Origin of the sequence: Campylobacter sp. BCW_6871 (assembly GCF_001762325.1) — a bacterium.
Classification (GTDB): domain Bacteria; phylum Campylobacterota; class Campylobacteria; order Campylobacterales; family Campylobacteraceae; genus Campylobacter_D; species Campylobacter_D jejuni.
The window spans coordinates 65945-81689 of record NZ_MJWQ01000014.1 but is presented as its reverse complement, the minus strand read 5'-3'; the positions used below and the strand labels follow the sequence as shown (position 1 = coordinate 81689).

Genomic DNA, 15745 nt, shown 5'->3' with positions numbered 1-15745 from the left:
GCAAAACTTATTTTAGAATTTTCTTTACTTTCTTTATTAGCTTTTGCTTGTGAAAGTATAGAATTATAGTTTGAGTTATCATTGATGCTAAAGATACTCATATTAATTCCTTGATTTAGATTTTTCTGCCTTCAATCTAAATATATTAAAATAATATAAGCAAAATCTGTTCCGTTTTGGGGTGGAGTTATCCCAAAGTCCTTACAATCAAACTTTTAGGCAAATTGAAATACTCTATAAGTTCTTTCTCTTTTTCTCTCATTTCTCCATTATCATTTTCATGATCAAAACCTAACAAATGAAGCATAGCGTGGATAAAAAGCAAGCTTATTTCTTCTTCATAGCTATGCCCTAACTCTTTAGCCTTTTCTTTTGCCAAATCCACATTAATCACAACAGAACCCAAAGGCAAACTCTCATCGATATTTTCAAGCGGAAAAGAAAGTACATCAGTGGTTTTATCTTGTTTTCTTTGCTCTAAGTTAATTTCTTGCATTTCTTTACTATCCACAAAGACAAGCTCCACATCTTTAGGACTTAAAAAACTTGCTATAGATTCTAAAAAATCACATTTTTCATTACTTAATATCATAAACCTTCCTTAATCAAATGATATAAATTTTCTATTTCTTCATCATCAAAAATCGCACAATTTTTACTGCTATAAAATTGTTTTAGTTTTTTCTCTTCAAACTCAAATCCTAAAGCACATTGAGAATGCGAAGGTAAAAAAGCCCTTAGTAATGTAATGGAATTTTGAATTTTCTCATCACAGGCAAAACAAAAAAAATCTTTATGCAATCTTCCTTCAAATTCCAAAATTTTTAAATAAGCATCAACAATAACACGCTTTGGATTTTGTTTTTCAAACCTTTTCACACACTCATCAAGTAAATCAAAATAAAAACTATCAAGCTCTTCCACATCTTTTAAGTGTCTATATAAAAGACGGATAAATTCTTGCCAAATAAGCATTTTATCCCTTTGCATAATCCATAAAAATCCCAAATGCAATACATCTTTAAGTCTTGGTAAAAAACTAGGATTTTCTTCTAAAGCAAAGTCGATTTTATAGCCGCTTAAAATACTAGAATGTCTAAGTCCATAAAAACGATAAGCCTTAATAAGCATTTTAGGACTTAAAATATAAACGATCAAATCCTCATCTTTAACTTTTTGAGTATGAAGTATAAAGCCTTGCATTAAACAATTTCAATACCATAAGCCCTAAGTATATCAAAAGCGGATTTTTCTAAATTTTCATCAAAACTTGCACTTAAATTTTGGTGTAAAATTATCCTTGCATTAGGCTTAGCGCCAAAAGCTAAAATGATATTACAAAACACACAAATATGAGAAACAAGCCCTGCAAAATGAAGTTCTTCATAATCGCTTTTTTGTATGAAATTAGCTAGTTCTAAGCTACCAAAAGTATTTTTATAAAAAATTTTATGAGCTTTTTGTAAAAAAGGTTCAAATTCCTTTGGCATTTGCCAACCCAAACTCTCTTTAATACAATGTTTTACAGGTAAATTTAAACCTTCTTTACTTTGTAGATAATGTTCATCATGCGTATCATAGGTTAAAAGCAAATGCGTGTTATTAAAATCGATTTGATTTAAGGCTTTAAGAATATTTTCTTTGATTTTTAAAGCCTTATCAAAACCTAAACTTCCATCAATAAAATCATTTTGATAATCCACTAAAACAAAAGCTTTTTTCATGCTTTTATGCCTTTTGAAGCCAAAAACTCTCCGTGTGTAAATTGGCAAAAGCGGTTTTTAAACTTGTAAAAAGCTTAGGATGATCTTTTTCTAAATTTGCTAAAAGCTGTTTAGCTTCTTCTCTAGCGTGGGGGAATTTTACATTTTTTTCGCTGAGTTTCATACCAGGACAAAATTCATTTCCTATCACGCTAAGTTCATTTTGTGTAGCATTATCCCTAAGCTGTCTTTCTCGCACAAAAATCAAAGGGCGTATCACAATTACACCGCGTTTGCTTTGATAAATAGGCGCTAAGGTTCTTAAAGCTCCATTATGAATAAAATTCATAAAAAAGCTTTCTGCTGCATCATCTAAATGATGGGCTATAGCAAGCTTGTTAAAACCTTTTTCAAGAGCGTAAGTATATAAAGCTCCACGACGCATTCTCGAAAAATAACTACAAAAACTTGAATTTTCTCTTATGGTATCGCCTGAAACTTCATAAATATTTGAATCAAGCACGCTATGTTTAATGCCGTGTTCTTCACAATGTGCATGAAGATGAGAATAATCCTCGCCCATGCCATAACTCAAAGTTACCGCTTCAAGTTCAAATTTAAAAGGAGCATGAGCTTGCATACGATTTAAAAGATGGGCTAAAGCCAAAGAATCTTTCCCGCCACTAAGCCCTAAAAGAACCCTATCTCCATCTTTAATAAGTCCAAATTTAGCATTAGCTTGTGCAACTTGGCGTATGAGTTTTTTGCTAAGATTTATCATAACTTCTCGCACATTTTAAGCACAAAATTGGCTGAAATTTTAGCTGAATTGATCACAAATTCATCAAAATCAAATTCAGCCTTTTCCCCTGCTTTATCACTCATAGCTCTTAAGATAAAACAAGGCACCTTTAAAGCATCACAAACCAAAGCCACACTTGCGCCTTCCATTTCACAAGCATCCGCATTGAAAATTTCTCTAATTTTTGCTTTTTTTGCTTCATCGCAAATAAACTCATCTCCCGTTGCAATAATGCCTGCACGCAGTTTGATATTTAATTCCTTAGCAACTTCTAAAGCAAGATTGTTTAATTTCTCATCGGTTTTGATAAAAATTTCATTACCTGGAACAAAACCTAAAGGATGTCCAAAAGCGGTAATATCAAGATCGTATTGAGCTAATTTTGTTGCGTAAAGCAAATCGCCAATTTCAAGTTCAGGATTAAAAGCACCCGCAACTCCTGTAAAAAGCAAAGCTTGTGCGCCAAATTTTTCTATCATCACACTAGCACTAAGAGTAGAATTTACCTTGCCGATTTTAGAATACGCTAAAACAAGTTCATGATTTTTATACTTTGCAAAATAATAAGTATTATTAGCGTGTTCTATTTTTGTATAATCTTTAAGTGTTTCAAGTAAAGGAGTGATTTCTTCACTCATGGCTCCTAAAATTGCTATTTTCATCATATAACCTTTAAAAATTCATCAATATCATTCATATTTGTTAAAGCATAAGTTTCTTTTGAAGTGATTTTTTTATTCAAACCCTTAAGCACACTTGCGCCAAATTCTATGAAATAATCTACTTCATTTTCACATGCCTTAATGCTTTGTTTATAAAGCACAGGAGAGATAAGTTGTGCTTTTAAAAACTCAAGGGCTTCTTCTTTGCTTGTGTAAATTTTGGCATTTGCGTTAGAAATTACGGCTTTAAAATTTGGTTTTAACACCTTTTCAAGCTCCACACAAAGCTTAGCTGAAGCATTTTCCAAAAGAGGACAATGACTTGCCACGCTCATATTTAAAAGCATAGCTCTTTTAGCTCCTGCTTCTTTAAATACACTTTCATAACTTGCTAAATCAGGTTTTAAACCTGCTACAACGATTTGTCCATCGCAGTTATAATTTGCAGCGAAAATTTGCTTATTTTCTTTTTGTGCTTTTTGGCAAAGCTCTTCAACTCTTTCATCACCAAGCCCTAAAACAACCATCATACCCGCTTCAACTTTTACACAATCTTCTTGCATAAAAAGCCCTCTTTTATTGACCAAAGAAAGAGCCTCTAAAAAATCAAAAGCACCATTAACAGCTAAGGCTGAAAATTCACCTAAAGAATGCCCTAAGGCAAATTTCGAACTTAAATCAGATTTTTTTTCAAGCAAAACACTATAAGCCATTAAGGAATTTAAAACGATGGCAGGTTGAGTAAATTCACTTTGATTGAGTTTTTCGTTTTCTTCAAAAAGCAAATGTTTAAAATCAATCTTACAAAAATCACTTGCGTTTTGAAGGAGTTCTTTGGCTTTTATAGAGTTTTCATAAAAATCTTTTCCCATGCCAAGACTTTGAGAGCCTTGACCTGGAAATATAAATGCAGTATTCATTAATGACAACCACAACCACAACCGCCGCCGCCACAGCAACCGCCGCCACCGTGTCCGTGATGATGATCGTGTTTATGTCCGCTTCCACAACCACAACTATGACTTCCTGCGATAATACCTGTAAGAATTTCATCTTCACTCGCAGCTCTAGCATCTACGATATTTAAAGAAAAAAGCAAATCACGACCTGCATAAGGATGATTATAATCAATTGTGACATCATTTTCGCCAATTTCTTTTACAGTTACACGAACGGTTTCACCATTTTCACCTTCGCCAAAAAGCTCCATACCTACCTTTAAATCAATACCTGCAAATTGCTCTTTTGGCAAAGTTTGAATTGCATTTTCATCGTATTCGCCTAAACCTTTTTCTTTTTGAATTACCACATCAGCATTGCTAGGGCAATCAAGCTTCATCACTTCTTCTTCTAAGCTTTCTAAAATCTGACCTTTGCCTAAAATAAAAGAAATAGGTTGAGAGTATAAATTTGATTCTAAAACTTCATTTGTATTTGCGTCTTTTAACTCATAAAACATTGAAACTACGCTATTTTTTTCTATAGCCATTTTATCTCCTTAATTTATTTTCTATTAGGTGAAGCTTTTGCTTCGGGTGAATTTGGATAATTAGTTTTTAAAGCTTTATAAAAACCATTTGCTGTTTTTGTATCACCTGTTTTATCCAATGAAATGGCAGTATGATATAAAAGTTTTGGGAAATAATCCCCTTTTGTACTCAAAGAAGAACTTTTTTTATAATAAACAATAGCATTGTTATAATTTTTTTGTTTATACTCGATCTCCCCTAACCAAAAATTTGCTCTTGCAGGTTTATACTGCTTTGTTATGAGAAAATTTAATTTTGCTTTGGAATCTTCAAAAGCATTTTTATCAAAATCTTTTATCGCTAATTCTAAAATTTCATTATTTTTTTTCTTTTTCCAAGATTCATCAATTTGTTTTGCTTTATCATCCTGGGTATTTTGAGTATTATTGTTTTCAATGGTACTATTTGAATCTGCAGTTGAAACAACAACACTAGGTGTAATAGTTTTAACGCTTAAATTTGCATCATTTAATTCGTTTTTAGAAACATAATTTGCATTAATAGCATCTACTAAAGAACTAAGTTCGGCTAAAACTTTTTTTACTTGCTTATTATTAGCTTCTTGAATTTTTCTACTTTCTTCAACATAAGCCTTTAATTTTTGAATTTCACTAGTAAAATTATTTTCAATATTTTGATTATTCTCTTCAACTTGACTTAATCTAGAATTTGATTTAGCATATTGAGAATTTATACCTTCTAAAGTGCTTTGTAAACCCTCGATTCTTTCGTTAATTTCATTAATTCTAGCATTTGTTTGTATATTTTCATTATTTAAATTATCTAACTTTTCTTTAAATAATTTTTCATTTGAAGTTAAACCATAAGAAGAATTGCTTGTTATATCTCCTGCACCAAAAGCTGAGCTTTCTGCATAAAGTAAAGTAGCTCCAAGAAGAGCTACTGTGAATATTTTTTTCATTAATTATCTTGATAATTTAAATTCAGCACGTCTGTTTTGCGCATCACAAGCTTTAGTTTTTTCAGTGCACACAGGATTTGTTTCTCCATAGCTTTTAACAGCAATTCTATCAGCATTTACACCTTTAGCGATTAAAGCTTCTTTTACAGCTTTTGCTCTTTTTAAACCTAGAGCTTGGTTATATTCATCAGTTCCCCACTCATCGCAGTTTCCTTCAACAGTAATACTTACACCGCTTACTTCAGTGTTAAAGATATTAGCATTCGTGCTTACAACATTTTGCATATCAGGACGAATGTTGAATTTATCAAAATCAAAATATACTTTATTTAAAGTATCATTAAGTTGAGAAATTTTTGAATCAATATCCCAACCATCACTTCCACCTGAACCACGATTTGAATCAACACTACTATCACCGCTTACGCTAGTGCTTTTTGTGCTACAACCACTAATAACAACTGCAAGAGCTGCAATTGAAGTAAAAAGAATTTTTTTCATTTATGACCTTTCAAAGTTAATAAATTCTTACTATTATATCTAATTTTTAATTAATTTTAACCTAAAATTGAAATTTTTACCAATCAATTGATTGAATTTTTCCAACCCTAAGAGGAAAATAAAAAGTCTTATTTGCATTTACACGAATAACACCTAAAGCACTTTGCGCACCTAAATATTTAATAAATACTATACTTCCACCGTCACTAGAAAATCTTGGAAATAAATTTTTTCCATTTGCTGTAAGTTGACGAATATAATCACTATTAATTGACATCAAATAAATATTAAAAACACCTGCTTGATTTGGTTCACGACTTGAGTAAACCAAAAAATCTTTATAAGTCGAAACAGCCGAATTGTTTCTACCATGAAAAACAACTTGTTCAGCACTATTGCTATTTAAATCTTGCATAAAAATATTAGGATATCCTAAACGATCGCTTACAAATACCACTTTACTATCATCTGAGCCAATAAAATTTCCATTAACATCAATACCAGAATAATTAGTTAATTGTGTTAGATTTTTGGTATTTAAGTCATATAAATAAACATCAGGCTGATCTTTTGGAGCCATGGTAACAAGTAGTTTACTTCCATCTACACTCACATCACTTGCTACAACCATACCGCCGCTTGATAAAATTTTACTAGCTTTATTGGTATTTAAATCATAACGGTATAAAGTTGGCTTATCATGATCATAAGCTGTATAATAAAATAGAGTTTGTTCTTTATTTCCCCATTTTGGAAATAAATTAAGCCCACCATCAACAATAACTTTTTGATAAGTTAAAGTATAATCAGCCATAATAATTTGACTTTTCTTAGAGCTAGAATTTCTCGCGATCAAAATTTTATGATCCATCCAATCAACAGGTGCAAGTCCTAACGCATTTACAGAAGCTTTGACGCTTTTATGTGCCAAAAATGGATATTGCTCTAAACCATTTAAAGTATAAGTTTGCTCTGACTTATCAGAACCGCCAGCTTTTATTTTTACATTTAAACTCAAAGTGTTACCATTTTTATTTAAAGCGTATTCAAAAGTATAATTACTTGTCTCAGTTGCATTAGCAACAACTTCAAAGTTTGAACTTACTTTCAAATCGTTCACAATGATATTATAAAAGCTTTTCTTTAAATTCTCATCACTTAAATTTGAATTGTCTTTAACAATAATCTTTGGTAAAACTACACCAGAATTAACAACATCAATCACTGGATCTTCTGCCCAAAGACTTCCTAAAAAGACTAAAAAAATTGCTACAATTTTTTTCATTTTTTTCTCCTAATCATTTTTAACTTTTGCTTCATCTCTTAAATTCATGGTAATGCTTATATTTTTATTTTGCGGAGGATAAGTAATAAATTTACCTTTTTGACTTTCTAAAAATTCAGCCACTTTAGCATCATATAAAGGATTCCCACTTTTTTCAACTGAAGTATAGCCAAATTTTCCATTTTCATCAATAAAAATTTTTACCTTAACAGAAATTTTTTCACTATTTGGATAATACTGAGTCCATCTTTGAGTGATAATACGCACAACTTTCCCTAAAAATTCATCATAAATTCCAATCTTTTGCGCCTTTGTGTTTTCTCCTTGCGTTGAACTTTCTTCTTGAAGTAAACTATCATTAAGTTGTTTTACAAGTTCGGAAGCTTGAGGTTTTGGAGCACTAGAAATTCCTGATTTAGCACTTGATTGAATTTTTGTAGTCTTTTCTTCTTGTATTTCTTTAATATTTCCAAAAAGCTCATTAAAATTACTTGCCTTTTGGTCAATATCTTCAGTTTTAACTGTTTTATTTGTAGTCTGAGCAAAAAGCTTTTCTATATCAATTTGCTCTGTTGGTTTTTGTATTTCTTTAGGAGTGTTGCTTTGAGTAATAACTTGTTTTGATGGTTCAGCAAGTTCAATATCTACAAAACTATCTTTTATATCGGTATATTGTATAGCAGGTTCAACCTCGCTTACAAGTCTAAAAAAAACAAGAATTACTATACTGATATATATTACTAAAGCAAGTAAAAACGAATTTAAATTACTCAAACCATAATTTTTCATGATTATTCAGTCTGTAAAGCAACTTTATTAAATCCTAAATTTTTTACACTTCTTAAGACTAAAATAACATCGTCATATTTTAAGCTTTTATCAGCGCGTATAAAAACCGGATCTTCGGTATTAAATTGTGCTTTTCTTTGAGCAAGATTGTCAGCAAAACTTATAAAATCGTATTTTTCTTGATTTAAAAAAATTTCTTTTTTTGCATTAATATTAATAATTAAACTCTTAACAGTTGGAGAGCTAGTATTTTTTTGACTACCTTGTGGAAGATTAATTTTTTCTTCATAAGTAATGCTTGGAGCTGTTACCATTAAAATCGCAAGCAATACAAGCATAATATCTACTAAAGGCGTGATATTAAGTTCAGGTTTTTCATCATCAAATGGCATTTTTAACCTTATTTACTCGAACTTATAACTTTAATCTCGCTATCAATAATGCTTAAAAGTTCGAAAGCTTTTCTTTTAATGATAAGATGAAATGTATAAGCAGGAATTGCCACTAAAATACCACAACCTGTAGCAACTAAAGCCTCGCTGATTTTAGGAGCTATGATACTTAAAGAATTTTGAGTTCCAAGCCCACCAAAAGTTTCAAGTATAGAAATAACTGTCCCAAAAAGACCTATAAAAGGTGAAGTTGAAGCAATAATACTAAGCCAAGTAAGTCCAGCAGAAGCGCGACGACTTGCTAAATTTTTATAGATTTCTAAATGATTTGAAGTTGTATCATTGCATTTTCTTAAAATCGAATCAGTACGACTTAAATCCTTCTCACCCAAGAGCAAAGTTTCTAAACTTTCTTTTTCCTTATTTCTCCATGTAGCCAAATAAGTCAATCTAGCAAACAAAATACTAAACGCTAAAATAAAATATAAAGAAAGCCATAATAAAACTATATAAGTAATAATACTTGAACTATTGAAAAAATGAAATATAGCTTCAAAATTCATTAATGCATCCTTGCATTATCAAGTTTTGAAAAAGTTGCTGCTAAAGCTGCATTATCAGAACTCATAGATTTGATCAAATCTTTTGCTTGAGCAAGATTTTTTTCAATCTCACTTTCATCACTTCCGCAAACCCAAACCGCACCCTTTGCTAGCACGCAAATCTTATCTTCATCTACCTTTGCATGCCCAGCATCAATAGCAATTAATTCATGATTTAAATCAGCTTTTTCAATATCAATTACTCCAGATTTTAAAGAAGAAACCAAAGCAGCATGTCCTTTAAGCACACCAAATTCTCCTTCACTACCCGGTAAAGTAACAGATTTTACTTCTCCTTGATAGATTACACCCAAAGGCGTAACTATCTCGAAATTAATCAAATCGTTCATAAATTAACCTTTTAATTTATCCGCTTTTGCAATAGCTTCATCTATATTTCCAACCATATAGAAAGCATTTTCTGGTAAATGATCATATTTACCTTCTAAAATTCCCTTAAATCCTGCTATTGTATCTTCAAGGCTTATATATTTTCCTGGGCTACCTGTGAAAACTTCTGCAACGAAAAATGGTTGTGATAAGAATTTTTCAATCTTTCTTGCTCTTTCAACTACAAGTTTATCCTCTTCGCTAAGCTCATCCATACCTAAAATGGCGATGATATCTTGTAAATCTTTGTATTTTTGAAGCACTGATTGAACACCACGAGCAACTTTATAATGTTCTTCTCCAATGATATTTGGGTCAAGCATTCTTGAAGTTGAGTCAAGTGGGTCAACTGCAGGATAAATACCCTTTTCAGCAATAGCTCTATTTAAAACCGTTGTAGCATCTAAGTGAGCAAAAACAGTTGCTGGAGCTGGGTCGGTTAAGTCATCAGCTGGAACGTAAACAGCTTGAACTGAAGTGATTGAGCCTTTTTTAGTTGAAGTAATTCTTTCTTGGAATTTACCCATTTCACTTGCTAAGGTTGGTTGATAACCCACAGCTGATGGAATTCTTCCTAAAAGTGCTGACATTTCAGAACCTGATTGTGAAAATCTAAAGATATTATCAATAAACATAAGCACATCAAGACCCATTTCATCTCTAAAATACTCAGCCATTGTTAAACCTGTTAAAGCAATACGATTTCTTGCCCCTGGTGGTTCATTCATTTGTCCATAACATAGAGCAACTTTGTCTAAAACATTACTTTCTTTCATTTCATTATAAAGGTCATTTCCTTCACGAGTTCTCTCACCCACACCTGCAAATACAGAATAGCCACTATGCTTAAATGCAACATTGTGAATAAGCTCCATAATAATAACAGTCTTGCCAACACCTGCACCGCCAAAAAGACCTACTTTACCACCTTTTGCATAAGGAGCAAGCAAATCTACAACTTTAATTCCTGTTTCAAAAATCTCACTTTTTGTGCTTTGATCTTCAAAAGCTGGCGGATCTCTATGAATTGCCCATTTTTTATCAAAAGGAATTTCTTCACCTTCATCAATCAAATCTCCAGTAACATTGAAAATTCTTCCTAAAACTTTCTCACCAACAGGAACACTAATAGGAGCACCTAAAGCCTCAGCTTTTAAGCCCCTTACCAAACCATCTGTCATATCCATAGCAATAGTTCTAACTCTATTATCTCCCAAATGAGCTGCTACTTCTAAAACAAGTTTATGTTTTTTTCCTTCGCTTTCAAAATTTACAACAATTGCTTCATTAATTTGAGGTAAATAGTCGTTAAAATCTACATCAACAACCGGACCTAATACCTGTGAAATAAATCCTTGCATTATTTATCTTCTCCTTAAAATTTACTATTTCATTGATTCAACACCACTGATAATTTCTATAAGCTCAGTAGTAATGGATTCTTGTCTTGCTTTGTTATAAGCTAAATTTAGTTGTTTCACTCTTGCTTTTGCGTTATTAGTTGCATTATCCATAGCTTGCATTCTTGCGCTATGCTCTGCTGCCAAAGAATCGATTAACGCATAATACATATTATACTCAAAATATGTTTTCATTAAATCTTCTAAAAGCTCAGTTCCTTCCGGTTCAAGCTCTAAAAGAGAATTATGAGTCTGTTCAATACTCTTTGGTTCAACTGGAATAAGATGATTGATTTTAAGTTCTTGGGTAATCATATTTTTATAACCATTATGAACTAAAATCACTTCATCTGTATTTCCATTTAAAAAATCATCTACAGCAGCATGAATTACTTCACATGCTTTCTCATAATCAGGACTAGAACTAAGATGGAAATATTTCTCTAACAATTCTATTTTTTGAAAATTAAAATATTCAATCCCAGTTTTACCTATAGCTCTAAGACGAATATTAATATTTTTTGCTTCATATTCTTTTAGCATTTCACTTACTGTTTTTAAAGTCTTAATATTAAAACCACCACATAAACCTTTATCTGCAGTGATAAATATTAAATCTACGGTTTTAATTTGTTCTTTTTTATGGAACAAAGATAAACGCACATCATCTTCATTGTGAACAATTTTATTGATCTGAAATGAAATTTCACTCAAAATTTCATCGATTTTTTGTGCATAAATTTTTGATCTTTTAGCTGCTTCTTCTGCTTTTTTTAACTTAGCAGTAGAAACTAGCTTCATAGCATTTGTAGTCTTTTGAGTGTTATGAACACTTTTAATTTTTCTTTTAATTTCTTTTAAATTAGACATAAAAGACCTTATAAATGATTTGCTTTAAACTCATTAATTGCTTTAGCTAGTTTTTCTTCCAAGTCAGAATCTAAAGCTTTTTTAGAGCGAATTTGCTCAAAAATATCTGGATGTTTTGCCTCAATAAAAGGATAAATTCCATCTTCAAATTCTTTAATTCTAGAAACAGCAATATCATCTAAGAAACCTTTGGTTCCTGCAAAAATTAAAACTACTTGTTTTTCAACGCTAAGCGGAGAATAAGGTGGTTGTTTTAAGAGTTCAACCATTCTTTGTCCACGTTCAAGTTGTTTTCTACTTGCCTCATCTAAATCACTAGCAAATTGTGCAAAAGCTTGGAGCTCTCTATATTGAGCAAGGTCAAGTCTTAATGTACCTGAAACTTGTTTTGTAGCTTTAATTTGAGCAGCCCCACCTACACGAGATACCGATAAACCAACGTTGATTGCAGGACGAATTCCTGAGTTAAATAAATCAGTTTCTAAGAAAATTTGTCCATCTGTAATTGAAATAACATTAGTTGGAATATAAGCAGAAACATCTCCTGCTTGTGTTTCAATTATCGGCAATGCCGTCAAAGAACCAGCACCTAATTCATCATTTAGCTTGCTTGCTCTTTCAAGCAATCTTGAATGAAGATAAAAAACATCGCCTGGATAAGCTTCACGACCTGGGGGACGACGCAAAATCAAAGACATTTCGCGATAAGCTACAGCGTGCTTACTCAAATCATCATAAACAATTAAAGCATGTTTTGCATTGTCTCTAAAAAATTCGCCCATGGTTACACCAGTATATGGAGCTAAGTACTGTAAAGCTGCAGGATCTGAAGCACCAGCATTTACAACAATAGTATATCCCATAGCACCATGTTCTTCTAGTCTTTTAACCACTTGTGCTACTGTACTTTGCTTTTGACCAATTGCAACATATATACAGATAACCCCTTGACCTCTTTGAGATATAATAGTATCAACAGCAACAGTAGTTTTACCTGTTTGTCTATCACCTATGATAAGCTCTCTTTGACCACGACCAATTGGCACAAGTGCATCAATAGCTTTAATTCCTGTATGTAAAGGCTCATGAACACTTTTTCTCGCCATAATACCTTTTGCTTTTTCTTCAACAAAACGATATTCATTAGCATTGATCACACCTTTAGCATCAATTGGCTCACCTAAAGCATTTACAACACGGCCAATCAAAGCCTCACCTACTGGAACTTTAAGTAATTTCTTAAGTCTTTTTACAGAAGCACCTTCTTTTAAACCTTCTCCTTTTCCAAGTATAACAATACCTACACTCGACTCTTCAAGGTTTAAGGCCATTCCTTTATCACCATTTTCAAATTCTACCATTTCTCCAGCCATAATATTCTTAAGTCCATATACCTTAGCAACACCATCAGCTACAGAAATAATTTTTCCTGTTTCTTCAATTTCAAGATTTAAATCAAAATTTTCAATTCTTTCTTTGATTATTGAACTGATCTCATCAGCTTTAAATTTCATTTACTTTTTCTCCTTAGATAATTTTCAATATATATTCGTTTAGCTTATTTTGAAGAGCTTTCATAGAAAAAGAAAGTTCATAACCTAATTCTTCTAATTCTATTTTAACACTATCATCTTGACTGATTTTATTGTTTAATTTAATATTTGCATCAAATTTTTTGTTAAGTTTTACTTCAAGATCTTTAAGATTTTCTTGACTTAATTTTTCTTTAGAATACACAATACCAACAAAAATATTTTCTTTAAAAGCTTTTTGTCTTTCAAGTTCTTTAACTATTTGAGGAATGCATTCTAATCTTGAATTTTCAATCAAAAGTCTTAAAAAATTTTGAAAACTAGAATTTTTAATATCAAAAAAAGAATCAAGAAATTCCATTTTTCTTTCTTTTTTAATCTCATTAGATTCTATAATATTTTTAAATTTTGGCAAAACAAAAGCAAAATTTAAAATACACAAATTCTGATAAAAATCATTTATATCAGTTCTTGAAGCTATCGCTTTTGCATATCTTCTTGCAATTATATTTTCCATATTTAAGATACCTTCTTCATCATAAGTTCTATTATTTCACTCTGTTTTAATGTCATATTTGGATCAGAAAAAATTTCATTTAAAGTATTTGATACTAATTCTTTTTCCATTTTTCTAAATTCATAATCTTTTTGTTCCTCAAAATGTTTTTGAAGTAAATCTAACTCATCTTGAGTCTCTTTCTTAATATTTTGAACTAAAATTTCAGCTTCTTTTCTTGCTGTAACTAAAGCAGCAGCAGCATTTGCTTTAGCTTCTTCAAGTTTTTTCATCGTATCTAATTTCTTAGCTTTACTTTCTAAAAGTTTTTTTTGAATTTCATCAAGCTTAGAAGAAATTTTTACAATACGGTTTTTGTAAAAATTTTTAAATGGAGTTGCAACAAAATAATACAATATAGCCACAAAAATTAGAAAATTAATAGTCCTTGGAATAATATCATATTCTCCACTAACATTTGATGCACCAAAAGCATACAAAGGTAGCAAAAATATAATAAAGAATAACTTACTCATTTCTCTCCTCTTAAATTCTCTTTATGTTATTTTGCAAAGCTTGCTTAAGCTCAGGTAAATGTATGTTTAAATGTTCTTGTAATTCTTGTTTTTGAATAGCTAAATCTGCATAAAAGCTGGCCATTTTTCTTTCTAATTCTTCTTTCTTGCTTCTAAGAATTTGCTCCGCTTCTTCTTTAGCAGTAGCTATAGCACCTTGTTTAATTTTTTGAATTTCTTCTCTAGTGTTAATATGAATAGCTTCTAATTCATTATTCACATCTAAAACTTCTTGAGAATTTTCTTTTACTTTATTCTCGTCATTTTCTATAGAATCATTTCTTTCATCCATAAATTTTAAAAGTGGCTTATACAGCATACTATTTAAAATAACTATCATAGCTAAAAAAATAGCCATAGTAGCAAGCATTATGGAAGGATGCATATCTTCAAACATAATTCTCCTTGGTTAGAATTTTCGAAGGACTATTTTACCATAAAAAAGCTAAGATTTTGGTTAAAGCTTTTCAAGCATTTTGATTAATTTTTTAATTTTATCAATATTTTCTAAATGAATTACAAAATCATTATTTTTATTTTTGCAGTTAAATCCAAAGCGATTTAGTATTTGTTTTAATTTTTTTATTTCATCTTCAAATTCTTGATTAGGTAAGCTTTCATTATTTTTTATTTTTTTAACTATTTTTTCAGTATCTCTAACATTAAGTTTTTGACCTATTATGCTATCAACCAACATTTTTTCATCTTTTTGATCTAAACCAACCAAAACTTTAGCATGACCCTGAGAAATTTTTCCAGAAGCAATCAACTCTTGAGTTCTAATATCTAAATTCAGAAGTCTTAAAGTATTTGTTATTTGAGTACGAGACTTATGAATAAGTTCTGCTAAATTCTCTTGAGTAATTTTATGAACTTGCATTAAATCCTTATAAGAATTAGCAAGCTCAATAGGGTTTAAATTCTCTCTTTGTATATTTTCAATAAGAGCCAATTCTCTAAGCTTATTCTCATCAATATCAGCAATAAAAGCTAGAATTTCTTTTTTTCCTAATGCTTTCACTGCTCTTAAGCGACGTTCCCCAGCAATTAAAATAAATTTATTATTTTTTTTAAATACAATAATAGGCTGAATAAGTCCAAATTCTTTGATAGAATTAGCAAGCTCATCTAAAGCTTCTTGATCAAAATTCTTTCTTGGCTGAAATGGATTGGGTGAAATTTGATCAATTTCTATCATAGTGCTTTGATTTTTATCAAAACCCAATTCTTTACTATAAACAGTATCCATATCACTGATTAAACTACTTAAACCCTTATCTTTATTTAACCCCATT

The 15745-nt window shown here is 30.9% G+C and carries 21 protein-coding genes; all 21 read right to left on the bottom strand.

Features of this window, described 5'->3' with window-relative positions; all coding sequences use genetic code 11:
* Positions 1-187: 187 nt before the first annotated feature.
* The 21 genes from ybeY to AJ930_RS01080 all read right to left on the bottom strand — a co-directional run bounded on the left by ybeY (position 188) and on the right by AJ930_RS01080 (position 15744).
* A complete protein-coding gene (gene ybeY, locus AJ930_RS01180; protein WP_002860948.1) occupies positions 188-592 on the bottom strand; it encodes an rRNA maturation RNase YbeY in 405 nt (134 codons plus the stop codon).
* Positions 589-1203, bottom strand: coding sequence for a recombination protein RecO (recO, locus tag AJ930_RS01175; RefSeq protein ID WP_002851895.1), 615 nt, complete (start codon positions 1201-1203; stop codon positions 589-591). The genes ybeY and recO overlap by 4 nt, the downstream gene beginning before the upstream one ends.
* Positions 1203-1724, bottom strand: coding sequence for an isochorismatase family cysteine hydrolase (locus tag AJ930_RS01170; protein WP_002785057.1), 522 nt, complete (start codon positions 1722-1724; stop codon positions 1203-1205). Before AJ930_RS01170 ends, recO begins: the two co-directional genes overlap by 1 nt.
* Positions 1725-1728: 4 nt before the next feature.
* Positions 1729-2484, bottom strand: coding sequence for a tRNA 2-thiocytidine(32) synthetase TtcA (locus AJ930_RS01165; RefSeq protein ID WP_002860947.1), 756 nt, complete (start codon positions 2482-2484; stop codon positions 1729-1731).
* Entirely contained in the window at positions 2481-3170 is a 690-nt protein-coding gene (gene pfs, locus AJ930_RS01160; RefSeq protein WP_002859787.1) for an aminodeoxyfutalosine nucleosidase, read from the bottom strand. Before pfs ends, AJ930_RS01165 begins: the two co-directional genes overlap by 4 nt.
* Entirely contained in the window at positions 3167-4039 is an 873-nt protein-coding gene (locus tag AJ930_RS01155; protein ID WP_250482846.1) for an ACP S-malonyltransferase, read from the bottom strand. The genes pfs and AJ930_RS01155 overlap by 4 nt, the downstream gene beginning before the upstream one ends.
* Before the next feature lie 47 nt (positions 4040-4086).
* A complete protein-coding gene (locus AJ930_RS01150) occupies positions 4087-4656 on the bottom strand; it encodes an FKBP-type peptidyl-prolyl cis-trans isomerase (RefSeq protein WP_002860945.1) in 570 nt (189 codons plus the stop codon).
* 14 nt (positions 4657-4670) lie between these two features.
* The gene (locus AJ930_RS01145; protein WP_070274719.1) at positions 4671-5618 is read right to left on the bottom strand and encodes a tetratricopeptide repeat protein; all 948 of its coding nucleotides are present in this window, start codon (positions 5616-5618) and stop codon (positions 4671-4673) included.
* Positions 5619-5621: 3 nt separating this feature from the next.
* Positions 5622-6119, bottom strand: a complete 498-nt coding sequence (gene pal / locus AJ930_RS01140; protein WP_002851617.1) for a peptidoglycan-associated lipoprotein Pal — start codon at positions 6117-6119, stop codon at positions 5622-5624.
* Positions 6120-6195: 76 nt separating this feature from the next.
* Entirely contained in the window at positions 6196-7404 is a 1209-nt protein-coding gene (gene tolB, locus AJ930_RS01135; RefSeq protein ID WP_002860943.1) for a Tol-Pal system protein TolB, read from the bottom strand.
* 9 nt (positions 7405-7413) lie between these two features.
* Positions 7414-8193: a TonB C-terminal domain-containing protein gene (locus AJ930_RS01130; RefSeq protein WP_002860942.1), complete on the bottom strand. Its 780-nt coding sequence runs from the start codon at positions 8191-8193 to the stop codon at positions 7414-7416.
* 2 nt (positions 8194-8195) lie between these two features.
* Positions 8196-8585: an ExbD/TolR family protein gene (locus AJ930_RS01125; protein WP_070274718.1), complete on the bottom strand. Its 390-nt coding sequence runs from the start codon at positions 8583-8585 to the stop codon at positions 8196-8198.
* 8 nt (positions 8586-8593) lie between these two features.
* On the bottom strand, positions 8594-9148 hold the full coding sequence (locus AJ930_RS01120; protein ID WP_002854361.1) for a MotA/TolQ/ExbB proton channel family protein: 555 nt from the start codon (positions 9146-9148) through the stop codon (positions 8594-8596).
* Complete coding sequence (atpC, locus tag AJ930_RS01115; protein ID WP_002851752.1) at positions 9148-9537, bottom strand: ATP synthase F1 subunit epsilon; 390 nt, start codon at positions 9535-9537, stop codon at positions 9148-9150. The genes AJ930_RS01120 and atpC overlap by 1 nt, the downstream gene beginning before the upstream one ends.
* A gap of 3 nt (positions 9538-9540) precedes the next feature.
* Positions 9541-10938: a F0F1 ATP synthase subunit beta gene (gene atpD / locus AJ930_RS01110; protein WP_002860940.1), complete on the bottom strand. Its 1398-nt coding sequence runs from the start codon at positions 10936-10938 to the stop codon at positions 9541-9543.
* A 24-nt stretch (positions 10939-10962) separates the two neighbouring features.
* Complete coding sequence (gene atpG, locus AJ930_RS01105; protein WP_002860587.1) at positions 10963-11847, bottom strand: ATP synthase F1 subunit gamma; 885 nt, start codon at positions 11845-11847, stop codon at positions 10963-10965.
* A gap of 8 nt (positions 11848-11855) precedes the next feature.
* Positions 11856-13361 (bottom strand): F0F1 ATP synthase subunit alpha, encoded by a 1506-nt coding sequence (atpA, locus tag AJ930_RS01100; RefSeq protein ID WP_002860939.1) that lies wholly within the window; start codon positions 13359-13361, stop codon positions 11856-11858.
* Positions 13362-13374: 13 nt separating this feature from the next.
* Positions 13375-13896: a F0F1 ATP synthase subunit delta gene (locus AJ930_RS01095; RefSeq protein ID WP_002860938.1), complete on the bottom strand. Its 522-nt coding sequence runs from the start codon at positions 13894-13896 to the stop codon at positions 13375-13377.
* 2 nt (positions 13897-13898) lie between these two features.
* Positions 13899-14411: a F0F1 ATP synthase subunit B gene (locus AJ930_RS01090; protein WP_002860937.1), complete on the bottom strand. Its 513-nt coding sequence runs from the start codon at positions 14409-14411 to the stop codon at positions 13899-13901.
* A 10-nt stretch (positions 14412-14421) separates the two neighbouring features.
* A complete protein-coding gene (locus AJ930_RS01085) occupies positions 14422-14847 on the bottom strand; it encodes a FoF1 ATP synthase subunit B' (RefSeq protein WP_002860936.1) in 426 nt (141 codons plus the stop codon).
* A gap of 60 nt (positions 14848-14907) precedes the next feature.
* Positions 14908-15744, bottom strand: coding sequence for a ParB/RepB/Spo0J family partition protein (locus tag AJ930_RS01080; protein ID WP_002860935.1), 837 nt, complete (start codon positions 15742-15744; stop codon positions 14908-14910).
* Position 15745: the final 1 nt, after the last annotated feature.